15 protein-coding genes are annotated in these 24,404 nt (G+C 54.4%); all 15 read left to right on the top strand.

Features of this window, described 5'->3' with window-relative positions; all coding sequences use genetic code 11:
* The first annotated feature begins 33 nt into the window (after positions 1–33).
* Positions 34–1,629: an aldolase catalytic domain-containing protein gene (locus tag ACWHRL_RS11140; RefSeq protein ID WP_447893712.1), complete on the top strand. Its 1,596-nt coding sequence runs from the start codon at positions 34–36 to the stop codon at positions 1,627–1,629.
* Positions 1,630–1,647: 18 nt separating this feature from the next.
* Complete coding sequence (locus ACWHRL_RS11135; RefSeq protein WP_447893711.1) at positions 1,648–2,388, top strand: 3-deoxy-manno-octulosonate cytidylyltransferase; 741 nt, start codon at positions 1,648–1,650, stop codon at positions 2,386–2,388.
* Positions 2,385–3,035, top strand: a complete 651-nt coding sequence (locus tag ACWHRL_RS11130; protein ID WP_447893710.1) for an HAD family hydrolase — start codon at positions 2,385–2,387, stop codon at positions 3,033–3,035. Before ACWHRL_RS11135 ends, ACWHRL_RS11130 begins: the two co-directional genes overlap by 4 nt.
* A gap of 113 nt (positions 3,036–3,148) precedes the next feature.
* Positions 3,149–4,990: a glutamine--fructose-6-phosphate transaminase (isomerizing) gene (gene glmS / locus ACWHRL_RS11125; RefSeq protein WP_447893709.1), complete on the top strand. Its 1,842-nt coding sequence runs from the start codon at positions 3,149–3,151 to the stop codon at positions 4,988–4,990.
* 128 nt (positions 4,991–5,118) lie between these two features.
* Positions 5,119–6,468, top strand: coding sequence for a phosphoglucosamine mutase (glmM, locus tag ACWHRL_RS11120; RefSeq protein WP_447893708.1), 1,350 nt, complete (start codon positions 5,119–5,121; stop codon positions 6,466–6,468).
* A gap of 76 nt (positions 6,469–6,544) precedes the next feature.
* Positions 6,545–7,711 (top strand): nucleotide sugar dehydrogenase, encoded by a 1,167-nt coding sequence (locus ACWHRL_RS11115; RefSeq protein ID WP_447893707.1) that lies wholly within the window; start codon positions 6,545–6,547, stop codon positions 7,709–7,711.
* Positions 7,712–7,809: 98 nt separating this feature from the next.
* The gene (locus tag ACWHRL_RS11110; protein ID WP_447893706.1) at positions 7,810–10,542 is read left to right on the top strand and encodes a glycosyltransferase; all 2,733 of its coding nucleotides are present in this window, start codon (positions 7,810–7,812) and stop codon (positions 10,540–10,542) included.
* Positions 10,543–10,554: 12 nt separating this feature from the next.
* Complete coding sequence (locus ACWHRL_RS11105) at positions 10,555–11,382, top strand: glycosyltransferase (protein ID WP_447893705.1); 828 nt, start codon at positions 10,555–10,557, stop codon at positions 11,380–11,382.
* Between the two features lie 47 nt (positions 11,383–11,429).
* Complete coding sequence (locus tag ACWHRL_RS11100; protein ID WP_447893704.1) at positions 11,430–12,209, top strand: hypothetical protein; 780 nt, start codon at positions 11,430–11,432, stop codon at positions 12,207–12,209.
* A gap of 73 nt (positions 12,210–12,282) precedes the next feature.
* Positions 12,283–13,953 carry a hypothetical protein gene (locus ACWHRL_RS11095; RefSeq protein WP_447893703.1) on the top strand — a complete coding sequence of 557 codons (1,671 nt, stop codon included), beginning with the start codon at positions 12,283–12,285 and terminating at the stop codon, positions 13,951–13,953.
* Positions 13,950–16,997 (top strand): glycosyltransferase, encoded by a 3,048-nt coding sequence (locus ACWHRL_RS11090; RefSeq protein ID WP_447893702.1) that lies wholly within the window; start codon positions 13,950–13,952, stop codon positions 16,995–16,997. Before ACWHRL_RS11095 ends, ACWHRL_RS11090 begins: the two co-directional genes overlap by 4 nt.
* A 5-nt stretch (positions 16,998–17,002) precedes the next feature.
* Positions 17,003–18,397, top strand: coding sequence for an alginate O-acetyltransferase AlgX-related protein (locus tag ACWHRL_RS11085; RefSeq protein ID WP_447893701.1), 1,395 nt, complete (start codon positions 17,003–17,005; stop codon positions 18,395–18,397).
* A gap of 105 nt (positions 18,398–18,502) precedes the next feature.
* A complete protein-coding gene (locus ACWHRL_RS11080; RefSeq protein ID WP_447893700.1) occupies positions 18,503–20,740 on the top strand; it encodes a glycosyltransferase family 2 protein in 2,238 nt (745 codons plus the stop codon).
* Positions 20,741–20,849: 109 nt separating this feature from the next.
* Entirely contained in the window at positions 20,850–21,890 is a 1,041-nt protein-coding gene (locus ACWHRL_RS11075; protein ID WP_447893699.1) for a glycosyltransferase family 1 protein, read from the top strand.
* Positions 21,891–22,589: 699 nt separating this feature from the next.
* Complete coding sequence (gene pgm, locus ACWHRL_RS11070; protein WP_447893698.1) at positions 22,590–24,215, top strand: phosphoglucomutase (alpha-D-glucose-1,6-bisphosphate-dependent); 1,626 nt, start codon at positions 22,590–22,592, stop codon at positions 24,213–24,215.
* Positions 24,216–24,404: the final 189 nt, after the last annotated feature.

Raw genomic sequence — 24,404 nt, 5'->3', positions numbered from 1 at the left:
AGCAATTCAAGAAAGTTAAAAAGGAGTTTCATTATGTTTCTAGATTGTACGCTTAGAGATGGTGGTTATTATAATTCTTGGGATTTTTCTGAAGAACTTATTCATGAATATCTTGAGGCTATGCGGTCTGCGGGCGTCGATGTCGTAGAGCTTGGACTTCGTTCCCTTAAAAATCAAGGTTTTCAAGGTCCATGCGCATTTACGACCGATGAATTTATACGTGGTTTGGCTATTCCTGCTGAGCTAACCGTTGGAGTGATGGTTAATGGTAGTGAACTGGTTGGCGAGGTGCCTCAAATTGAAGCTCTAGAGCGCATGTTTCCAAATGATGCTGATAATTCTCCAGTAGAATTAGTGCGGATAGCTTGTCATGTGCATGAATTTGCCGGCTCACTACCGGCAGTAACTTGGCTTAAAGAGCGTGGTTACATGGTAGGCTTCAACCTTATGCAGGTGGCTGATCGTACTGAAGAAGAGGTAAAGGCCTTGGCAAGGGAAGCAAAGGCTTATCCGCTGGATGCGCTTTACTTTGCAGATAGCATGGGGAGCATGAATCCGGACCAAGCTGCGCAAATCATCAAATGGATGCGCACTGAATGGGCTGGGCCTATGGGCATTCATACCCATGATAACCTTGGGTTGGCGCTTTCTAACACGTTGCGTGCTATAGATGAAGGTGTTTCTTGGGTAGATGCAACCGTAACGGGTATGGGACGTGGCCCTGGGAACGCGCGTACAGAAGAGCTTGCGATTGAACTTGCCGAGCGACGTAAAAAGCAAGTGAGCATGGTTCCGTTAATGGCCTTGCTACGTAAGCACTTTAAGCCTATGCAAGAACATTACGGTTGGGGAACTAATCCGTATTATTATTTGGCGGGTAAATATGGTATTCATCCTACTTATATTCAAGAAATGCTAAGCGATTCGCGTTACGATGAAGAAGATGTGTTAGCTGTAATAGAGCATCTAAGAGTTGAAGGCGGCAAAAAGTTTAGTCCTTCGACACTAGATGCTGCACGTCTTTTCTATCGTGTTGATGCGCAAGGCAGTTGGTCTCCTAAAACTGTCTTTGAGAATCGTGATGTGTTACTACTGGGTTCTGGGCCTGGCGTGGCGCGTCATCGCAAAGCGCTTGAGCGTTACATTCGAGCGGCAAAACCTATTGTAGTTGCATTAAATACTCAAAGTGCTTTAGATGCCGAGCTTATTGATTTGCGTGTTGCATGTCACCCTGTTCGGCTTTTAGCGGATTGTGCAGAGCACACTCGTCTTCCTCAGCCTTTAATAACTCCCTTCTCTATGCTTCCTAGCGATGTATGTAATGCGCTAAAAGGGAAAGAAGTCCTTGATTTTGGTTTAAATATCGTTGCTGGGGAGTTTATATTTGGCTCTATGCATTGCGGTTTGCCAACTTCGCTGGTTGTCGCTTATGCACTTGCGGTAGCTACCAGCGGAAATGCAAATAATGTTTTAATGGCTGGTTTCGATGGTTATGGTGCTGACGATCCAAGGAGTCAGGAAATGCATAAGATTTTTGAACAATATCAGGCAAATAAGGAAGCTGTAAATCTTATTGCTATTACACCAACTCGTTACGGTCTTAGTACTAAGTCCGTTTACGCCCTGTAACTATGTTGAGAGGTTTTTATGCGTAGCGTTGTAATGATCCCTGCTCGATATGGTTCTAGCCGTTACCCAGGTAAGCCACTGGTAAGGCTTCTTGGTAAACCTATGGTGCTATGGGTAGCTGAGCTCTCTGCAAAAGCTGTGGGTAAAGAAAATGTATATGTCGCTACTGAAAGCGAGTTAATTGCTGAGGTAGTAGAAAACGCCGGCTTTAATGCGGTGATGACAACCGATGATGCTTTAACTGGTACTGACCGGCTTGCTCAGGCAGCTCAAAAATTAAAAGCTGATATTTATATTAATGTGCAGGGTGACGAAGCTCTGGTTGATCCCGTTGATATTTTAAAGGTTCGTGATGCTAAGCTTGAGAATATGGAAGATGTTATCAATGGTTTTAGCTGGATATCTGATGAGGAGGATCCACATAGCGCTAATATTCCAAAGGTTATTACTACCGAAGATAATAAGCTTGTTTATATGTCTCGCGTTGCTCTTCCTGGTTTTAAAAACCCTGGCAATGCGCCTATACGTTATAAAAAACAAGTCTGTATTTATGCTTTTACAAGCGAAGAGTTAGCTATGTTTCGTGCTTTTGGACGTAAGAGTGAGTTAGAATATAACGAAGACATTGAGATTTTACGCTTTCTTGAAATGGGCAAAGCTATTCGGCTAGTGGAGACTAAACCAGGTAGTTTAGCTGTAGATGTTCCAAGCGATGTATTAAAAGTGGAAGCGGCTATGCGCAAGGTAGGTTTAGGATGAAATTACCGGTAGATAAATACAAAACTCTTGTGTTTGATTGTGATGGCGTAGTGCTGAATTCTAATAAGGTTAAAACTGAAGCTTTTTACCAGGCTGCGCTGCCATATGGCAGCTCTGCTGCTCAGGCATTGGTCGATTATCATATAAAGAATGGTGGGGTCTCACGCTATAAGAAGTTTACTTATTTTATCGAAAATATAGTCCATGGTAAATCTGGCCCTACTTTAGATCAGCTTTTATATTACTATGCAGATAGAGTGTATGATGGTTTGGTCACATGCGATATTGCTGAAGGATTGACAACATTGCGGGAACGTACCGCAGCTTCACGCTGGACTATTGTCTCCGGAGGCGATCAAGCTGAGTTGCAAAAGGTTTTTGCTACAAGAGGCATAGCTGATATGTTTGATGGAGGCATATTTGGAAGTCCAGATACTAAAGAATTAATACTTTCTAGAGAGTTAGAAAAAGGAAATTTTAATAAGCCTGCTCTTTTCTTGGGTGACAGTAAATACGATCATAAAGTTGCTACAGAGGCTCATTTAGACTTCGTTTTTGTTGAAGGGTGGAGTGAGGTAGAAAATTGGAAGGAATGGGTGCAAGAATATAATATAGAATTTATCTCTTCTGTGAACCAGTTGTACTAATTTTATAGGTTTAAAGCATGTTTGCGCAAGATAATTTATGCTATATACTGGATTAATTTGTTTAGGTTTATAGATTTATTAATTACTGTTTTTGAACTATATACGGAAATGATATGTGCGGCATTGTAGGCGCAGTAAATGCGAAGGGTACCATCGCTTTTCTATTAGGAGGGCTCTCCACGCTGGAATATCGCGGCTACGATTCAGCGGGATTGGCGGTGCTAGACAATGGCTTGGAACGTGCAAGATCAAGAGGCCGCGTTGCTGAGTTGGCTACTCTGGTTGAAGGGCAAGGCATTAGCGGCAATGTTGGCATTGCCCATACCCGCTGGGCCACTCACGGTGTGCCTGCCGAACGCAATGCCCACCCGCATATCTCCGAAGGGCTAGCGGTAGTTCATAACGGCATTATTGAAAACTACGAAGCCTTGCGTGAGCAGCTTAAGAGTCTGGGGTACGAATTTACCTCCGATACGGACACGGAAACCATTGCCCACCTGATACAGGCCTGCTTCAAGGGTGAAATTGGCGAGCCAGCGGAAAACCTGCTTTCTGCCGTCCAGTGCGCCGTGGCGCACCTGGAAGGTGCGTTTGCCTTGGCCGTCATTAGTGAAGAGGAACCGGATTGCCTGGTAGTGGCCCGTGAAGGCTCGCCCTTGATGCTGGGCATTGCTGAAGATGGCCACTACGCTGCATCGGATGCTTCGGCTTTGCTTTCTGTTACCCAGCGCATGATGTACCTGGAAAATGGCGATGTGGCGCGGTTGAGCCTTGACGCCGTAGTCGTCATGAATGCAGAAGGTCAAGCCGTCGAACGCGAGGTAATTACTTCGCAGCTTAGTGCCAATGCCGTGGAGCTGGGTGAGTTCGAACATTTCATGCAAAAGGAGATCTTCGAGCAGCCCCAAGCACTCGGCAATACTCTGGAAATGATCAGCGGGGCTGGGCAGCTCCAGCCCGGTATCTTCGGGGCCGAGGCCACGAAGGTGTTCGAGCAGGTTGACGCCGTACTTATTCTGGCCTGCGGTACGTCCAGCTACGCAGGTATGACGGCCAAGTACTGGATCGAGCAGGTAGCGGGCCTGCCCTGCAATGTAGAGATTGCCAGTGAGTACCGCTACCGTGTAAGCGTTGCCAACCCGAACCAACTGGTCGTGGTCATTTCACAATCCGGTGAAACAGCAGATACCCTGGCGGCCTTGCAGTACGCGAAGTCATTGGGCCATACGCATACATTGGCCATTTGCAACGTACCCGAGTCGGCTATCGTGCGCGAGACGTCGCTTCGCTTCATCACCCGCGCGGGTCCGGAAATCGGTGTCGCCTCCACGAAGGCGTTTACCACTCAGTTGAGCGCTCTTTTTCTTCTAACGCTTTTGTTGGCCAAAGCTAATCAACGCTTGGATGAAGGCACCGAAAAGAACTACCTGGATGAGTTGCGCCACCTGCCCATCGCGGTCGATAAAGTACTTTCGCTCGAACCCGCTATCAAAGACTGGGCTCGGCATTTTGCCGATAAACACCATGCGCTTTTTTTAGGCCGGGGCCGCCATTATCCTATCGCCCTAGAAGGTGCGCTCAAGCTCAAAGAAATTTCCTATATCCATGCTGAAGCGTACCCTGCGGGTGAGCTCAAGCACGGGCCGCTAGCACTGGTCGATGCAGATATGCCGGTAGTGGTGGTAGCACCCAATGATGAACTTTTGGAAAAATTAAAGGCCAATATGCAGGAAGTCAGCGCTCGCGGTGGGCAGCTATATGTATTTGCGGATGGCGATAGCGCCGTGACGTCTTCCGAAGGCGTGAACTTACTGCAAATGCCCGAGCATTACGGTCTGCTTTCTCCTGTACTGCATGTGGTAGCACTTCAGTTGCTTTCCTATCACGTGGCTTTGGTGAAGGGGACGGATGTAGACAAGCCGCGCAATCTTGCCAAGAGCGTGACGGTGGAGTAGTAAGGCGCGGAAAGCGAGCTGATATTGAAAAGCATACACGTTTTCAGCGCGCTTTATTGGCGCGCTTTTTGTTTTCGATATACGGCTTACAGAACTACTTATTGCGTACATGGGAAAGGTATAACGGAATGCGAAAGTTTTTTGGCACGGATGGCGTGCGCGGCCGAGTAGGCGAATTCCCGATGACACCGGCTTTTGCAATGAAGCTGGGGTGGGCGGCAGGGCAAGTGTTAGGGGCCGAAGGCACAAGGGAAGTACTCATTGGTAAGGACACCCGAGCCAGCGGTTATATGTTGGAGTCCGCCCTGGAAGCCGGGTTTTCCGCCGCCGGAGTTAATGTAGCGCTGGTAGGGCCGCTGCCCACGCCTGGCGTAGCTTATTTAACTTCTACCTTTCGTATGGATGCAGGTGTAGTCATCAGCGCTTCGCACAACCCTTTTTACGATAACGGCATCAAAATATTTGCCCAGGGCGGGCGCAAATTGACCGACGCTCAAGAGCAAGAAATCGAGCGTTGGCTTCAGGTCGCTATTGAAGGCGGCATGACGTGCGTGGAATCCGATAAACTGGGCAAGGCGCGCCGTATTGATGATGCGGCGGGCCGCTATACCGAATACTGTAAAGCCAACCTGCCCGGCGCCTTGAGCCTGAACGGCCTGAAAATCGTGGTGGATTGCGCCAATGGGGCTGCCTACAAGGTAGCCCCCGCCGTGTACCTTGAGTTGGGCGCAGAGCTGATCAGCATTCACGATAAGCCCAACGGCGTGAATATCAATGCCAATTGTGGTGCTACTTCGATGCAAAGCTTACGCGCCGCGGTGCTGGAGAATGAAGCGGACATGGGCATTGCGCTGGACGGTGATGCTGACCGCCTGATGATGGTAGACCACACCGGCACGGTGGTAGATGGCGACGAGCTTTTATACCTGCTCGCGAAAGACGCTAAAGCGACAGGCTATACTGGCGGCGTAGCAGGAACCCTAATGAGCAACTTGGGGCTCGAGCATGCACTGAATGCTTTGGACATACCCTTTAAGCGCGCCAAAGTAGGCGACCGCTACGTGATGGAACAGCTAAAGGAAACTGGCTGGCGGCTAGGGGGTGAAGGCTCAGGGCATCTTCTAAGCCTGGACCACGCTTCTACCGGCGACGCGGTGATCGCTTCCCTGCGTGTGCTTACCTGTCTGTTGCAACAGCAAACGAACCTGTTCGAAGCTAAGCAGGGTATGCACAAGCTGCCACAAACGCTTATTAACGTGCGTTTTAAACCGGGAGGTGAGGTAAGCCCGCTTGAGTCACAAAAGGTCAAGCAAGTAGTGGCAGAGGTCGAAAGCAGGTTGGGGGTTAATGGCCGTGTATTGCTGCGCAAATCTGGCACCGAGCCGCTTATTCGTGTGATGGTGGAAGCGACGAACGCCCACACCGCTGAAACGGCTGCAACGGATATCGCGAATGTGATTCGCGAGTCGGTGGGCTAGCCTGTTCTGACCCGCTACTATTCAAACGCTTGAAATTAATGAATGTATCGAAAGAGCGCTTATCAGGATGTCTAATATGAAAATTGCGGTTGCAGGTACTGGCTATGTAGGCCTTTCTAACGCGGTGCTTTTAGCCCAGTATCAGGAAGTGGTGGCGGTCGATTTAGTGGCCGAAAAGATCGAGCTGATCAACGCTCGGCAGTCGCCGATCGAAGACGCTGAAATCGAAGCGTTCTTCCGTGATAAAACGCTGAACCTCAAGGCAACGCTGGACAAGGAATCGGCCTATGCCAATGCCGATTATGTCATCATTGCCACGCCTACCAACTACGACGCCGTTACCAACTATTTCGATACCTCAAGCGTTGAATCGGTCATTCAGGACGTCATTCGCATTAATCCAGATGCGGTCATGATCATCAAGTCCACGGTGCCGGTGGGGTATACCACCGAGGCCAAAGAGCGCTTCGGCACCCAAAACCTTATTTTCTCTCCAGAGTTTTTGCGCGAAGGAAAGGCGCTTTACGATAATCTGCACCCCTCACGTATCGTAGTGGGCGAGCGCTCAGAACGCGCTGAACGCTTCGCGGGGCTGCTTAAGGCGGGCGCAGTCAAGCAGGATATTCCCACGCTGTTTGTCGATAGCACCGAAGCCGAAGCAATCAAGCTATTCGCCAATACCTACCTTGCCATGCGCGTGGCTTACTTCAACGAGCTGGATACCTACGCGGAAACCCACGGGTTGGATGCCAAGCAGATCATCGAAGGGGTAGGGCTCGACCCGCGCATCGGCACGCACTACCGCAACCCCAGTTTTGGTTACGGTGGGTACTGCCTACCCAAGGACACCAAGCAGCTTTTAGCCAATTATGAAAATGTGCCCAACAACCTGATTGGCGCCATTGTGGATGCCAACCGTACGCGCAAAGACTTCATCGCTCAGTCTGTGTTGAACCGCAACCCCAGGGTAGTGGGCGTGTATCGGTTAATCATGAAATCGGGTTCGGATAATTTCCGCGCTAGCGCCATGCAGGGCGTGATGAAACGTATCAAGGCCAAGGGAGTCGAAGTCGTCGTCTATGAGCCCGTGCTGGAAGAGGCTGATTTCTTCAATTCTGAAGTCATTAAAGATCTGGACGTGTTCAAAGCGCGTTGTGATGTGATCATCGCCAATCGGCTGGTCGACGAGATCGTCGACGTACGTGAAAAAGTCTACACACGCGACCTTTTCGGTCAGGATTGATTAAAAATTGATAGAAAATCACGCTTTAATCCGCAAAATAGGGTGCCTTTCGCGTTAGCTACTAAACGGAATTATTGTTCAGATCTCAGGGAAAACCCATGTATTGGAAGCGTATCGAATTTATCCGCCACTCCGGGTTTATCGATGAGAAGTGGTACTTAAAGCGTTACCCGGATGTCGCGCGCTCCGGGATGGACCCGGTGGTTCACTACGTGAAATACGGTGAGCCCTGGGGGCGCATGCCGTCGCCTTTTTTCGACCCACGTTACTATTTGAGTACCTACGCGGATGTCGCTAAATCCGGCGAAAGCCCGCTCGTCCACTATTTAATGCACGGCCAGCAAGAAGACCGCCTGCCTGCGCCGCGGGTGTCGCTTCAAGCGGCCGAATCTGCACAGCTGAAAAGTCGCCGAACCAAAAAGAAGCAGCACCAGCGTATTAAAGACCTGGTCGCACGCGCCTATGGCCTGGAAATGGCCAATGTCGCCATCCCGGAGCTTGAAACCATTGCCCAGGAAGAAAGCGGCATCGCCCGCCAGTTTGCGCTTTGGGAACTGGGGCTTTGGTACGCCGGCAAGCAGGAGAGTAGCGCTCAGGAAAAAGCCGCCGGGTTCTTCCTGGCGTATATCGAGTCGACCCAGGATGAACAGCCGCAGGCAACCGCCAAAAAGCTGCTCTCCCAAGTATACGCGCGGTTAGGCCAGCTCGATACAGGAGCGGAGCTGCTGGCAAGCGTTCCCGCCAGCTTAAGAGACGACGACTGGGCGCTTTGCCACCTGAATTTGACGCAAGGTAGCGAAGCCCGCTTGGAGATTCTCAACCGCATTTATCAGCGGCATCACCTGGAAGCGCTCTATCTTCGCCGTGACGGCGAGCTGGCTCATAATAACGCCAGTTTTTACGAACAAGTAGGCGCTACTGCGACAAGCGCGAGTACATTTAAGGCGCGCGTGAGCGTTATCATTCCCGCTTATAATGCGGCGGCAATGCTGCCTACCGCGCTGGAGTCACTGCTGGCCCAGTCTCATCGTGAGCTTGAGATCATCGTTAGCGATGATGCCAGCACCGATGAAACCGTGGCCGTCGCACAGCGCTATGCCGCACAGGATGCGCGCATTAGCGTGCTGACCACCCAGGTGAATGAAGGCCCTTACGCCGCACGCAACCGTGCGCTGGACCACTGCACGGGCGAGTTCGTCACCACGCACGATGCCGATGACTGGTCACACCCGCGCAAGATCGAAACCCAGCTAGAACATTTAGAAGCGAACCCCTGCGTTATCGCCAACTGCTCGTCGCAAATTCGCTTACGTGAAGATGGCGGCATCTATTTGCGGCCCAAGGCGCGCTCCTTCCTTCTTATGAACCTCTCTTCTCTTATGTTCCGCCGTGTACCGGTACAGGAGAAGCTGGGTTATTGGGACAAAGTGCGCTTCGCGGCGGACTCCGAGTTTCTGGCCAGGCTGCGCCAAGTATTTGGGCAAGAGGCTGTAGCCACGCTAGAGGGCGCACCGCTTTGCTTTCAGCGCCAGGCAGCGGGTTCATTGACCGCCGATAGCGACTTCGGCTACCTGGGCTTCAAAACCGGTGCCCGCAAGGAGTACGACGAGTCGGCAGCTTATTGGCGTAAGCGTGCGGATATAAACGCAACGCCGCTACGCTATGGTAAAGAGGGGGCCGGGAACCAATTTGCTCGGCCAGGCCCCATGCGGGCGGATAAGGGCGCCTCACGTACCCACTATGACGTCATCATTGCTTCAGATTTTCGTTTACCTGGCGGTACCAGCCACTCCAACATCGAAGAGATCAAGGCGCAAACGCATTTTTGCCTGCGTACCGGCTTACTCAACATGCCGCGTTACGATTTGAACCCCGGGCGCACGATTAACGAAAACGTGCGCGATTTGGTAGATGGCGAAGGGGTGTCGTTTATCGTACCTGGCGAGCGGGTCACCTGTGACCACTTGGTGATTCGTCATCCACCGGTGGTTCAAAACCTGCCCGACCGCCTGCCCCAAGTGAATGCAGCGCGTATTTCGGTCATCGTGAATCAACCGCCGAAACGCGAATACAGTGAAACCGGCGCCACGCTTTATGATATCCCTACCTGCCAGGAGCATATCGTTCAGGCCTTTGGAAAAGAGCCGCGCTGGTATCCTATCGGGCCGCTGGTACGCGCCTCGCTTCATGACCATCACGCCAGCGAGCTCACCGGCGTGGCGTTGGCGGAAGAAGACTGGGTCAATATCATCAACGTAGATGAGTGGCTGCGCCCGGCACACGCCGTGCAAGGGCTGCCCATTCGCATTGGCCGCCATTCCCGCGACCAGTACGTGAAGTGGCCGGAATCCGCTGAGGTACTCTCCAAACTCTACCCGGACGACACGCGGTTTTCGATCGAAGTGCTGGGTGGGGCGCAAACACCCGTGGAGATACTCGGCCGTTTACCCGGCAACTGGGTCGTTCACGAATTTGGTTCGGTACACCCAGCGACGTTCTTACGCGAGCTCGATTTTTACGTCTACTATACCCATTCGGATTGGATAGAGGCGTTCGGGCGGGTCATGTTCGAAGCCATGGCCGCGGGGGTGCCGGTCATCATCGACCCGAAATACAAGCCGCTGTTCGGTGAAGCTGCCGTATATGCGCGCCCGGAAGAGGTGATTCCTGTGATCGAAGAACTGGTTAATGATCCAGCGCGTTACCAGGAACAGGTGCGTGTGGCGCTCCAGGTCGTTAGAGGCTTGTTCGGCTACGACGTTCACCTGGCGCGCTTGGGCATTGCTGAAGAGCAGCGCTTGATTGAAACCGGCCAATCCAAAATGGGATAAGGACATCAAACCATGAGAAAGCATAGTTTTTTCCTCATTCGGTATAGCGTTTTTACCAAAAGCAAGAGTGCCTGGGCGATTGGTAACAGTGTGGAAATGGAGGTCTACAAAAAGAACCTGTTCGATAGAGACAGGTTGCTAACGCACCAGGCGCTTTTTGAGAGTGTTACGCTGCCGGGGTTGGATAGCATGGTAGACCCCGCGCGCGCCACCGCGCTGGTGTTTATTTCCCAGGAGTTACCCGATGAGTTCGAATCACGCCTGCGGGAATTGGCCGACGAAAGAACATGGCTGAAAATCGTCAAGGTTCGCAGTGAAAAGGCATTGAATAGGCAAATTGATCTTAGAGTAGCCAAAGAGATTGAGACGCTTGAATACCCGCTATGCTACGCAACGGTTAGGTTGGATGATGACGATGCGTTAGCCAGTGATTTTTGCGATGTGCTCGAGCAGCATATGCAGCCGCACCAGGAAGATTACTGCGTTACGTTTCCCGAGGGGATTTTAAGTGTTTACGATGGCAATGCGTATACCGGCCACTACCAGCACCGGCAAATAAACAACGCGCAAGGGTTGGCTTTCGTCAAGACAGTCGCTTCGAAAGACGAAGTCGAAGAGCCTTTCGCTGTATTCTCGACCGGCAACCATACAAACGTCGATAAACGCTACCCGGTGGTGATGGATTCGAGAAAGCGCATGTTCATTAGAACCGAGCACGCCCATAGTGACCTGGTTGCCCACGCAGGAAGAGAGCGTGACAAGAACCGAATGGCCCCTCTGGACCAGAACGACCTGGATGACATGAAGAAGCGATTTGCGTTTGTTTCATCCGGATTATAGAGAAAAGACGAAGCTTGGTTTTAAGCTTTCTTTATCAGGTGGTTTGAATGATTGTTGATGATCAGGTTGTATTTTGTATATCGCTAAAGTCGCAAGTGAACGCGGCGGATTGGCAGCGGGTATGCCAAATGCTCGAGACAACAGTAGCCACTATTCAGCAGTCGACCAGTCATAAATTTCATATCGTCATAGTTGGCCATGAAAAGCCACAAATGGAAAAGATAGATTGGCGTTCTATCACGTTCATTACGGCACCCTTTAGCCCCCCCAGCAAGCGCGGAAAAGGCTGGGATAAACTTAAAAAAAGGCGTTTAGCCGCTTCCTGGGTAAAGCAGCACTGCGATAAGCGGTGCCGGCTAGCTTTCGTCGATGCCGATGACCTGGTGAGCGCTGATTTGGTCGAAGAAGCTTTAAAGGCCGACCCGGCCGTTTCGATCGTTATCGATGCTGGCTACCGCCTTGACGCTCGTAATGGCGATATGGAGCTCCTCGATAAAAGGTTTGCGCGCCACTGTGGCTCCTGTTTTTTACCCGTGTTTACCAAAGAAGAGTTACCGGATAGCTGGGAAGATGAGGGAACGGTTTTCTCCAAATTCGATGGTCATGGCAAGTTTTATTCAACCTGCGAAGAATTGAATCGTGACGTTGTTCTAATCAGAACGCCTAGTATCGTTTATTTGATGAACCATGAAGATAGTTTGGAGTATGCCAAGAAAGGCATAAAAGAGAGCGTTGTAAAAAGTAACTTGAAACTCTCCGAGCGTGACACCGTGCTGAGAAATAAATTTTCCAGCCGTTATTGGGACGGTGATTTGCACCTGGTATAAGGTAGCCGAAAAAGATAGCAGCCTGACGACTCGAATTCGTTGAAGTAGTGCTTAAAAGCGATGGAATGATTTGATGAAAATTGAAAGAAAAACGACGGCTGCCTCTATGGCCCCTTTGCAGTCGCTGGCCCAAGGCTCCATGTTTTGGCAGCCGGACAGCGTTGAAACCTCGTCCTGGCTGCATCATCTGCCTTGGATATTTTGGCTGATGGAGACGATGCAGCCCAAGCGTTGTGTCACGCTGGGCGCGCGGCCGGGTAGCCCGCACCTGGCGTTTTGCCAAGCGACGATGCGAACCGATCCGGACGCCGAGTGCATACTGGTAAGCGATGAAAGCAGTGCAAATGACATTGCCGCTACCGCTGAACGCCGTTATGGCGGGTGCCATCGCTTGGTGAATACTTCGCCCACGCGTGCTGCCAGGCACATGCAGCCGGGTATCGATATTATCGCATTGGATCTGGCCTCCAATGACGAAAATATGGATCTCATCCTCGAGCGCTGGCTTGGGTTGATGTCAGCGCAGGGCGTCGTTTTGCTTTCCGGCATTAATGGTGGTGAAGCGCAGCACGCTAACTACGAACTGTTTGTCAGCCTGCAAGAACGTTATCGCACCATTTCGTTTCACCACGGTGAAGGCCTTGGGGTCGTCATCGTAGGCGAGGCGCCTGCCGCGCTCATCGAAACGCTTTTAGCGCGTTGGAAAACCACCAGCGCCGCCCGGGCCGTTCGCGATATCTTCGCGCGCTTGGGGCGTGGCATAGCGGACCAGGCACTGAATGATCAGCACAAGGCGAAGCTGAGTCATGCCCAGCAGCGCCTTGATGAAGTGTTTCAGGAGCGAAACGCCAAGAGCGAAGAGCTAGCGCAGGTACGCGAAAAGCTGGCCGAAGCACAAGGTGCACTCGAGGCAAGTAACGCCGAAAAAACGTCATTAAAGGCTTTGGTTACCGAAAAAGACGCCAGTATCAGTACCCGCTTCAACGAGCTAGCGGTGCTCACCAATATGGTGGAAGAGGCGGATAAAAAGCGCGAGACCGCAGAGCGCAGAGCCGCGCAACTCCACGAGCGCAATGAAGAGAAGAAGGTCGAGGCGAAAGAATTTCGCCGCCAGTTGGCTAAAGCCGAAGCAAAAGACGAAGAGCGCAAAAAGCAGATCAACGACTTACGCGATAGTGTCGATGCCTCCGAGGCGGCCTATGGCGATGCTGCGGCCCGCGAGAACAAGGCGCTTTCGAAGATTGCCAAGCTGGAAGAGCTTTTGCAAAGCCGGGATAAAGAGTTGGCTGCTCGCTTTGAAGAGCTGGGCGACTTGACCGCCGCCATGGAAGAGAAAGAGGCGCAGCTTGAAGCTTTAAAGCAGGAACAGCTAAGCGCCAGTAAGGTTCAAGAGGCGTCGAGCGCCTCGCCGAGTAGCTCTCCAAAAAAGGGAACGCGTAGCCAGCGCAAACGCGCCCAGCGCAAGCAGCAAGAAGAGGTAGCGGAGCTCGAAGCCAGCCAGTGGTTCGATGGCCAGTGGTATCTAAACCAGTACCCGGATATCGCAAGCGAAACGCAGTATGGCCAGAAACCGGCGCTTCATTATTTGAAATTCGGCGGCTTTGAAGGGCGCGACCCCTCGCCGCACTTCGATAGTGCGGGCTACCTTCGTGCCTATCCGGATATCGCCGCGACCGGCATTAACCCGCTGCTGCACTACATCCGTTCTGGTATCAAGGAAGAGCGCGAGCCCCGCCCGCAATGATAGAGCGGTTTAAACACCTGTTGGGCATAACGCCTCGTCAACGCGAAGACGCTGACGAGGCGTTGGCGCGCTCGGAATTTGACGCGTCGTGGTACCTAAATGCCAACCCGGATGTTCGAGAAGCGGGCATGGTCCCCTGGGAGCACTACTGGCGCCACGGCCGCTTCGAAAACCGGCTGCCTCGACGTAATCGTGCCCTGGAGTGGGACCACGCCCTTTGGCGGGGCGCACACGGCGTTATTCTTGCCAGGCTTAATGGGCTGCTGGAAGCCCCGAGTGCCACGGCGGCCGAGCGCTACACGGCCAGGCTGGCACTCGCACGCTGGTACCGTTGGCAAGAGCAGTGGGACCGGGTCGTTCGACTGCTTACGCCCAAGGGAAGGCTGATAGAACCCGGCGAAAAGCTGGTTCAACAGGGCGTAGCGCTTTCGCCTAATCCAGCGCTTATTTTGGTGGAAGCGTGTTGCCGGTTTTTAATTGAAAAGGGCGGGAGTAAACAGTACCAGGCATTTTTAAAGCAAGCGCTCACCTATTTGAACCGGGACTTTCCCGAAACTGCCGATACAGCGCTGGCGAATGCCAACGCCCGGCGCTTTCTGGTCAATCGGTTGGATCACGCGGGTCTCGAAAACGAAGTGCTCACCACGCTAAATCGTTTTTACGTACGCCATGGCTTGAACCCTTTGGTAAAACCGCTCGAGAACGAGCCCTTGGCGCTGGATAACCTGTCTGCGGCGCCTGGTAATCGAACCCCGCTGGTTGACCCGCCGCTCGTATCGGTCATTGTCCCGGTTTACAACGCAGCCAGTGCCGTGGGTACCGCTTTGCAGGGGCTTTTTGCTCAGCAAGGCGTGCGCCTGGAAATCATTGCCGTCGACGATGCCAGTGGTGATGATTCGGTGGCCGTCGTTGAACACTGGCAGGCACGCTGTCCTGGTCACGTAACGTTGAAGCTGGTTCGCCACGAGCAAAACCAGGGGGCTTACGCGGCGCGTAATACCGGTGCCGCCCATGCAAGTGCAGCGTTCATCACCATTCATGATAGCGACGATTGGTCCCATCCTGAAAAACTGGTTCGCCAGGCCGAGGGGCTAGGCCGTGATGAAAGCGTAAAGGCGACGCTCTCCTATTGGGTAAGAACCACGCCCGAACTTTTGTTTCACCGCTGGCGGTTGGATGAGCACGGCTGGGTGTACCCCAACATCTCCTCTTTGATGGTCAAGCGCGAGGTGGTCGACACCCTGGGGTTTTGGGATGAGGTAAGTGTCAACGCCGATACCGAATACCGCCAGCGGATCGAGGCGGCTTTCGGTTCGCGCAGCATTGAAGAGGTGCTGCCCGGTATTCCCGTTTCCTTCGGGCGCTCCAGCATCCACTCCTTGAGCCAACAAAGCGCCTCGCACCTGGCTTCGCAATTTAGCGGCATGCGCTACTACTACATTGCGGCGGCCAAACGCTGGCACGCCCAAGCCAATGCGCCCGCGGATCTCTACCTAAAACCAAAACCTGGCGCGCGGCCTTTTTATGCCCCCAGCGCCATGTTACGCGCTACTAGCGCCCCACAACCAGGCGCGTATAGTGCCGAGGACGCGCTACAGGCCTCTGCGCTTTTCGACCCCGGCTGGTATCTGGAGCGTTACGTTGATCTACAGTCCGCCATGGTCGAGCCTTTTCAGCATTTTTGCACGGTGGGCTCCCAGGAAGGGCGCGACCCGGGCCCCGGCTTTTCCACCTCGGGCTATCGGCGCCGCTTCGAACAGCTCCTTCAGGAAAGCGGTTTAGAGCCCTGGGCCCACTATTTGCTGAATGAAAAAGCCGGCAGCACAACGAGTGAGAAAGCACTGCCCGTATGGGAAGGCAAGTGCGTAAAAGACTTGCAGCCCACAGTCATGCTTTGTGGTCATCAACTGAGTAAAACGCTGTTTGGCGCCGAGCGCAGCCTGCTCGATGTGCTCGAAGCCATGAAGGCTCTGCAGTGGAACGTGGTCGTCTTGTTGCCTGAAGCAGGGAATGCGCGTTTCGAGGCCATGCTGCTCGAACGCTGCGCGGCGCTAGCGGTCATTCCGTATGGGTGGTGGCAACAGGGCAAAGCGCCTAACCTTGAAACGGTTTCACATATCGAACGTTTGATAAAACGCTTTGAGGTGAAAGCGGTCCATGCCAATACGCTGGTATTGGATGAACCGCTCGAGGCCGCCCACCAGGCAGGCTTGCCCCGGGTGGTGCATGTGCGTGAGTTGCCCGCCCACGATGAAGCGCTGCGCGCCATTTTGGGCGCTTCTACTGAAGAAATCGTTACCCGGGTACATACAAGCGCTGATTTGATCATCGCCAATTCGTCTACCGTGGCTAAAGCTTTTGCCAACGGTGCCCGTGGTACTTCTAAAGCGCCTATTCGTGTGGTGCCCAATACCATCGACATGGCACCGCTGCTTGCCCTAGACCAACACCCCATGCGCCCGGTCGGCGAGTTTTGGGTGGGCATGTTGAGCAGCAACGTGGCTAAAAAAGGGCTCGAGGATATCGAAGCCGTGGCGGCGCTTCTTGCCGAACGCGCCCCTCATATCAAGTTTCGCCTATATGGCCCGCTTGGCCCAGCAGTGAGCCAACTGCTGGCGCGCCAAGGCGCTTCAGGCGCGCCGGGGAATGTGGTGTACGCCGGTTACGTCGAATCCCCGGAAAAAGCGCTGGCCGAGGTGGATATGATAGTGAACCTCTCTCGCTTCAAGGAGTCGTTTGGGCGTACGGTGCTCGAGGCGATGGCCGCAGGGCGCCCGGTAGTGGCCTACCGGTGGGGCGCGATACCGGAACTTGTCGTTAATGGGCGTACCGGATATTTGGTGGCCTTCGCGAAAACGGCCCGCGTTGCCAACAAGATCGAAAAGCTAAGCCGCTCACCAAAGCGTTGCCAGCAAATGGGCGAAGCGGGCAGGGCAAGAGCGCTAAGCGATTTTAGTAGCGATACTTTAAAAGTCGCGCTTGAACAAAGTTACAAGGTGTTGAATAAAGCGTTTAAAAGCTCGTTCCAGGTTAAAAGGAAATAGACCGTTTGAGTACAACAGGTGATGTAAAGCGTTGGTTAAAACGGCACTGGCCCGAGAGTTCAGAAGATACCGGCAGTACGCCGGTGTTTCGTTGGGAGCTGGATTACCCTTCTACTACCCGCGAACCCCGGTTTGTTTCTTCTGGCCGCGTCGTGCAGGGCTGGGTGCTTCTTGACGACGCCTTTATGGACCGATTGCCCAGTGCCCATATCGTTGCGCAGTGGGAGAGCACGTTCGAGCTGCGCTACCCTTTAGAGGTAGAACGCCCGGACGTCATCGAGCGGGTGCTAGAGGCCGACCCTGACAGCCACCCTCAGTGCTGCTGTGGGTTTCGTTTTACTATCCCCCCGCACATTCAAGCGTTCAGCCTCTGCCTCGAACTTCAGGGCCAGTTATGGCTGCTGCAAAGTGTGGATATTGCCAATACCGATGATGTACCGCCTCCGCAAGCTCTTAAAGTATTGGAGGGCAAGCAGGGGTGGCTGTTTTTGGATAACGATACCAATAATAGCGTGGATCAGTACCGTGGGCGTTTACTACTGACCGATGAAGGCCTGGAAAAATGGCAGACGTACCTGAGCGACTTGAACGCACTGGCAAAGCGTCAGAACGCTAAAAGCGCGGTTATCGTGGCGCCCTCCAAAGAGAGTGTGATGGGGCCACGCTATCATTCTGTAGAAGAGGGTTCCGGCGGGCCGATCCACCAGCTTTTAACCTTGCCTGGCGCCGCCGGGTTCGTTTATCCGGCTAATGAGTTGAAAGCGCTGAATGATGACGCCTTTATTCAAACCGATACCCACTGGACACACCGTGGCGCCATGGTAGCGACCAAAGCGCTAGCCCAGTCGCTTGGCCTAAGCCCGGACGCCGTGAATGGCGTTTTTGAAGGTGATAGCTATCGGGTTTATATGCATACGGGCGATTTGGGCAGTAAGTTTTCGCCAGAAAAACGCAGCGAAACCGAGGCGCTGAAGTCTTTTGGCTTCATCAATCACCGCTATTTCGATAACGGCTTACCCAACTTCGGCCGCTTGTTGGTCATTCACTACGAACAGGCGCTGGTGTCTGCTACCTGTGTGGTCTTTGGGTCTTCTTCCAGTTATTCCATGCTGAGCTATTTGAGTCGCCTGTTTACTCGTATCGTGTTCGTGCATAGCGCTGGTAACCTGGACCCGGAGCTCGTGGACACTGTTAAACCCGAGTACCTGGTCGTGCAAACCAATGCGCGTTTTGTGGTGCAGGTTCCCAAACCCAGGCAGGCGTTAAAAGCGCTAATCGAAGAAAAACGCGCACGTTTGACACCAGAGGAGAATGAACAGGTGACTAAGCGCCGGGTAGGTGTAAGTACTGATGATGCGTTGATCCAGTCGCTTGGCCTAACGCCCTGGGTGGCGCTCTAATCGTGTTGCCTGGATGCCGTGGGCGCATCGGGCTGTTAATATGTCCATTTTTTATGAGTGAGATCGTGTCAGGTACCATGAAAAAGAACTACGAAGAAGAATCAAATGGCAACAAGTAATAAACGGTATCTGCACCATCGTTCACCGCTGCACTTCATTCCCCAGCAGGAGCTCGTTCCAACCGAACGCCCCGGCGAGTGGAAGGCTACGGGCGCAGAAGCGCAGTTCAAACTCGAAGGCCAGCTCCCCTGGGCGGGCTGGAACATGCTCGAGATCGCCTGCGACCGGGATATCAGCGGCATCGTCGCCACACTGACCATCGAAACCGTCCGGCGCTCGATCACGGTCGATTTTCCACTGCGGATGGGTAAAACCACCAAGCGGCTGGTGTTCGTTCCCTGGGGCGTGAAGAAGATCACGCTCAGGCCATCCCATGTGGCGTGTACGTTCTCCTACAGCCATTTTCGGTTTGTTTGGCTGACCCCCACGTTTGCTTATAATCGGCTTTTGCAGCGCCTGGTGAGTACCCACCAGCATTACCGCGACCTAACGACTGACGAAGTACTGGTCAGCCTCAAACAGCAGGCTCGCAAACAGAGCCGCAAATGGCAGACGCTAGCGCGGGAGGATTACGACAGCACCTTCATTAGCATGTCGACCCGGCGCCACTATCAGCAGTGGATTCAACAGATCGAGCAGCGCCGCGCGCCGGATGAACATGAAGCGGCCGCCTATAAAGATTTTGCCTGTAGCGTCGTTATCGCGGTTGCCGGCGAACAAAAGCGCTCGCTCAAGCAGCTCAAACAGTGGCTATATCCCACGCTTGCAAGCGTTGCCGAACAGTCGCTTTCGCCCCGCCAGGCGCTTTTACTGCTTTCGCCGCGTCAGCATCAACGCCTGGCGGCCTGGTTGAGCGAATGGCAGCAAGAGCTTGCCTTTTTAGAGGTCGTTGAAACGCCGTCGTCCTCGATTGCCGAGCAGCGAAGCGAAGCCTTGGCGCATACAGCAGGCGATTGGGTGTATTTTCTGCGCCCAGGCGACCGCCTGGCGGACAACGCGCTTTACCACGCCGCGCGCATTGCGGCGGATAACCCCGCCGCCCAGGTGCTGGTCGCCGATGAGGACAGCCTGGACGAGCAGGGCGTGCGCAATTCGCCGCAGTTTAAGCCGGAATACAACGCCGATTTTCTATACGCCATGCCCTATATGGGCCGCGGGGTGTGTTATCAGCGCGGGATATTGAACCCCTTGGGTTTAGAGGCTGGCGGCGAGCACGCCCAAGACCCGGACTGGCTCGATTATGCCCAGCTTTTGAGCATTACCCGGCAACCAGCGTTTACGCCGGCGTGGTTTGCCCACGTGCCCCACATTGCTTACCACGGCGCGCAAAGTGGTGCTGAAACCAGTTTTGTATCCCTGCTGCAGCACCATTTTAAAGCGCTGGGGGCTAATACCCGCGTAAGTGAAGGGTTACTACCCGGCACCCAGCGTGTGCAGTGGCCCATGCCGGAACCGGAACCGCTCGTGAGTTTGCTGGTGCCCACCCGCGACGGCGTGCATATTCTGCGCCCCTGTGTGGATGCTCTTCTGGAGCGCACCGACTACACCCATTTCGAGCTGCTGATTCTGGATAACCAAAGTAGCTGTAAGGAAACGCTTGCGTATCTAAAGGATGTAGAAGCGCGGGACTCACGGGTGAGGGTGATCCACTACAACCACCCGTTCAACTACTCTTCGATCAACAACTTCGGTGCCGCCCAGGCCAAGGGCAGTATCATCGGTTTGATTAATAACGACGTCGAGCCGACCGAGGGCACGTGGCTGACCGAAATGGTCGAGCAGGTTTCGCGTCCAGACATCGGCTGTGTGGGCGCCAAGCTCTATTATCCCAATAATACCGTGCAGCATGGTGGTGTCATCTTGGGCCTGGGCGGTATGGCCGGCCACTCGCACCGGTTCTTTCAGCGCGATGACGACGGCTATATGGGCCGCCTGAAGGTCACGCAAAACCTTTCCGCCGTAACGGCTGCCTGTTTGCTGCTGCGTAAATCAGTGTTCGATGAGGTGAGCGGCTTGAACGAGGCGGACCTGGCCGTGGCCTATAACGATGTGGATCTCTGTATCAAGGTGCGCGAAGCGGGCTACCGGAATCTCTGGACCCCTTACGCGGCGCTTTATCACCATGAATCGATTTCCCGCGGGCAAGACAACACCCCCGAAAAACGCGCACGCTGGCTGCGTGAATTCGCCTATATGCGTAAAGCCTGGGGCGAGCTGCTGGACAGCGACCCCGCCTATAACCCCAACCTGACCCTGGTGCATGAGGATTTCTCGCTGCGTTGATGTTGGGTGAGTGGTGAGTGGTGAATGGTGAATTGTACCCGCGTGTGCCACGCGACATACGTAACGGCAGCGTTGATCATCCGCAACACCTTCATCTAAAGGAGCCTTTGTGAGCGGCCAGCATTGGACGGTATTGAGCGATGGGGCGCGGCCGACGGAGGATATTTATTTACTCGCCTCGGCGGCGGTGCTGCTTGAAGCGCATGGGCATCGCGTTCAGCGGGTGCTCGCTTCGCGTACCTCAGTATCGGCCTGGTGGCAGCAATGGCGCTTTCGTGAGCATTTGCGTGACCACCACCTGGTGATTTGCCGTTCGCTATCGCCGAGCTGGCTTGCGTGGCTGGAGCGCCATCGTGATCGGTTCGGCTCGATCATTTACCTCATCGACGACGACCTGCCAGCTGCTGCACGCGACACGGCGCTGCCCAGCGCATACCGCGAACGCATGGCGCGCATTGCCGCGCTTCAGCCCCGCCTGTTTGCTCTGTCCGATACCGTTGTGGCCTGCAGCGAACAGCTGGCCCAGCGGCTACGCGCTTTGCATAAAAACGTTCGGGTACTCACACCGGCTTTGCTGGCGCCGCTGCCTTCACGCCATCATTTCGAGAAAGGCCCGAGTAGTGAAAGCCCGTGGCAATTGGGCTTTCACGGCACCCGCGCCCACCTGCCGGATCTTGAACATATCGCCCCGGCGCTCAGCGCTTTGCAAACCCACCGCGATGACACCCGCCTGGAAATCATGCTGGGTGAATACACGCCCCCCGCTTTGGCAAAGCTCCCCAGGGCAGACACACCCACACCGCTTGGCTGGCCGGCATTTCAGGCCTACCAGCGCCGCCAGCGCATACACATCGGGCTGGCGCCGCTATGGGATACCCCCTTCAACGGGGGTAAATCCTTCATCAAGTTTCTGGATATCGCCGCCATGGGCGCAGTAGGCGTGTACTCCAACCGCTACCCCTACACCGAGGTCGTACGCCACGGCGAAAACGGCCTGTTGGCAAACGACGACCCCAAGCAATGGCAAGCCGCCATCACCCAACTGCTGGAAAATCCCCAAGCCACCGCCCAAATGGCCACCCAGGCCGCCCAGGACGCCCAACGCATCGGCAACCCTGAACATACCGCCGAATTTTGGATGAATATATAGCCAACCTCGAATTGCCGCCGGCTTTTGTAGGAGCCCAATTCCATTGGGCGATGGAAGGCGCTAGCCTTCCCAGGCCGCGGTGCCCGCATAAACAGATCGCTGGCTGAAGCCTGCTCCTACGGTGCAGGTGGCGAACCCGGATCGCCGCTGGCTTTTGTAGGAGCCCAATTCATTGGTGGTCCGACACTTCGGCGATGGAAGGCGCCAGCCTTCCCAGGGCCGCGGTGCCCGCATAAACAGATCGCTGGCTAAAGCCTGCTCCTACGGTGCAGGTAGTGAACCCGGATCGTCGTCGGCTTTCGTAGGAGCCCAATTCCATTGGGCGATGGAAGGCGCCAGCCTTCCCTGGCCGCGGTGCCCGCATAAAGAAATCGCTGGCTAAAGCCTGCTCCTACGGTGCGGGTAGTGAACCCGGATCGCCGCCGGCTCTTGTAGGAGCCCAATTCCATTGGGCGATGGAAGGCGCCAGCCTTCCCCCGGCCACGGTGCCACCTTAAAGAGATCGCTGGCTAAAGCCTGCTCCTACGAGTTAGGTGGCGCACTCAGACCGCCGCTGGGTTTTGTAGGAGCCCAATTCCATTGGGCGATGGAAGGCGTCAGCCTTCCCCCGGCCACGATACCCGCATAAACCGATCGCCGGCGAGGACCTACGCGTAAGCGTTTAGAGTTTTGCGGGAGGTTTGTAGTAGTATCTTCTCTATGGGATCGTCACTATTTTTTGCAAAGGAGGTGCATGTGGAAGCCCTTTTAAACGCGTTTTATGAACAAACTCCCAACACCGAGACAGCCGCCGAGCGCGTGGCGTTTGGTACCTCGGGCCACCGTGGTCGCGCCACTGATCGCACCTTCAACGCTGCGCATATTTGGGCGATTACCCAGGCCGTGGTGGACTACCGGGTGGACGCGGGCTACCAGGGGCCGCTGTTTTTAGGGCTGGATACCCACGCGCTTTCGCGCCCGGCCTGGGAGTGCGTGCTTCAGGTATTGGCGGCGAATAACGTGACGGTGAATATCGAAAAGGACCGGGGTTATACCGCCACGCCCCTGGTCAGCCACGCCATCCTGCAACACAACGCCAACAAAAATGCGCTCCGGGCAGATGGCCTGATCATCACGCCGTCCCACAACCCGCCGGAAGATGGCGGCATCAAGTACAACCCCTACCACGGTGGCCCGGCAGACACCGAGACGACCGGCTGGATCGAAGCGCGCGCCAACGACTACCTCACCCGTATCGATGATGTCCCCAGGGTAGCGCTCGAACAGGCGCTGGAACACGCCACCGAGTTCGACTTCACTGGTCTTTATGTCGAAAACCTGCCCCAGGTCGTAGATATCGAGGCGATCGAAAAGGCGGGGCTGACGCTTGGCGCCGACCCCATGGGCGGTACCGCCTTGCCGGTATGGCAGGCCATTTTGATGCGCTACGCGGTCAATGTCGAAGTAGTCAATACCACCGTCGACCCCGCCTTCAGCTTCATGCCGCCGGACCACGACGGCAAAACCCGCATGGACTGCTCTAGCCCCGCGGCCATGGCCAACCTGCTGGAAATCAAAGACCGCTTCGATATCGCCTTCGGCAACGACCCGGACGCCGACCGCCACGGCATCGTGGATGCGGGCGGGTTGATGAACCCCAACCACTTTTTAGCGGTGTGCGTGGATTATCTGCTGAGCTACCGCCCCCAGTGGCCAAGCAGCGGGGCCGGCGCGCTCAAGATCGGCAAGACCCTGGTATCGTCCTCGATGATCGACCGCGTGGTGGCCTCCCACGGGCGTGAGCTTTATGAAGTGCCGGTCGGCTTTAAGTGGTTCGTAGAAGGGCTGCACGAAGGGTATTTGGGCTTTGGCGGTGAAGAGAGCGCCGGGGCAAGCCTGCTCACCCGCGATGGCAACGCCTGGTCCACGGACAAGGATGGCATTGCGCTGTGCCTGCTGGCAGCCGAGATCATGGCGGTCACCGGCAAAACACCCAGCGCGTACTACCAGGAACTCACCGAGCGTTTGGGCACGCCCAGCTACAAGCGAGTCGACACCGCCTGTCGCCCGGAGGAAAAAGCCGCGTTTAAAAAACTGAGCGCCGACAGTGTTACCGTAGATACCCTGGCCGGGGATGCCATTACGGCGGTGCTCGTTAACGCGCCGGGCAACGGTGCCAGTATTGGCGGGATCAAGGTCGTGACCGAAAACGGCTGGTTCGCTGCACGACCCAGCGGCACCGAGTCGCTTTACAAGGTCTACGCCGAAAGCTTCAAGGGCCCCGAGCATCTGGATGAGCTGATTCGCAGCGCCCAGCAGCTTCTGGCCGGGGTGCTGGCGCAATAAGCCGTTAGCGCTCAGCTTGAGAGGCTGGATAGCCTCTCAAATGTTGTAAAATTGCCAATATGGCTTACGCTGTTGGCAACTTACACGCCGTATCATTCACTGAGGCGTTGTGTGCCAGGATGGCGCTTATAAAGCTAATTTAGGGGCTTATCGACACATAACGCGTTTTAACGTGAGCGGGTACGGAAA

This window comes from Vreelandella sp. GE22 (genome assembly GCF_968212445.1).
Note: the sequence above shows the minus strand (reverse complement) of the source record. Positions and strands in the feature narration are given on the sequence as shown.

Excerpts from the sequence above, each read along its gene's own strand:
- ACWHRL_RS11140 (WP_447893712.1), top strand. The coding sequence starts at position 34 with ATGTTTCTAGATTGTACGCTTAGAGATGGTGGTTATTATAATTCTTGG.
- ACWHRL_RS11135 (WP_447893711.1), top strand. The coding sequence starts at position 1,648 with ATGCGTAGCGTTGTAATGATCCCTGCTCGATATGGTTCTAGCCGTTAC.
- ACWHRL_RS11130 (WP_447893710.1), top strand. The coding sequence starts at position 2,385 with ATGAAATTACCGGTAGATAAATACAAAACTCTTGTGTTTGATTGTGAT.
- glmS (WP_447893709.1), top strand. The coding sequence starts at position 3,149 with ATGTGCGGCATTGTAGGCGCAGTAAATGCGAAGGGTACCATCGCTTTT.
- glmM (WP_447893708.1), top strand. The coding sequence starts at position 5,119 with ATGCGAAAGTTTTTTGGCACGGATGGCGTGCGCGGCCGAGTAGGCGAA.
- ACWHRL_RS11115 (WP_447893707.1), top strand. The coding sequence starts at position 6,545 with ATGAAAATTGCGGTTGCAGGTACTGGCTATGTAGGCCTTTCTAACGCG.
- ACWHRL_RS11110 (WP_447893706.1), top strand. The coding sequence starts at position 7,810 with ATGTATTGGAAGCGTATCGAATTTATCCGCCACTCCGGGTTTATCGAT.
- ACWHRL_RS11105 (WP_447893705.1), top strand. The coding sequence starts at position 10,555 with ATGAGAAAGCATAGTTTTTTCCTCATTCGGTATAGCGTTTTTACCAAA.
- ACWHRL_RS11100 (WP_447893704.1), top strand. The coding sequence starts at position 11,430 with ATGATTGTTGATGATCAGGTTGTATTTTGTATATCGCTAAAGTCGCAA.
- ACWHRL_RS11095 (WP_447893703.1), top strand. The coding sequence starts at position 12,283 with ATGAAAATTGAAAGAAAAACGACGGCTGCCTCTATGGCCCCTTTGCAG.
- ACWHRL_RS11090 (WP_447893702.1), top strand. The coding sequence starts at position 13,950 with ATGATAGAGCGGTTTAAACACCTGTTGGGCATAACGCCTCGTCAACGC.
- ACWHRL_RS11080 (WP_447893700.1), top strand. The coding sequence starts at position 18,503 with ATGGCAACAAGTAATAAACGGTATCTGCACCATCGTTCACCGCTGCAC.
- pgm (WP_447893698.1), top strand. The coding sequence starts at position 22,590 with ATGGGATCGTCACTATTTTTTGCAAAGGAGGTGCATGTGGAAGCCCTT.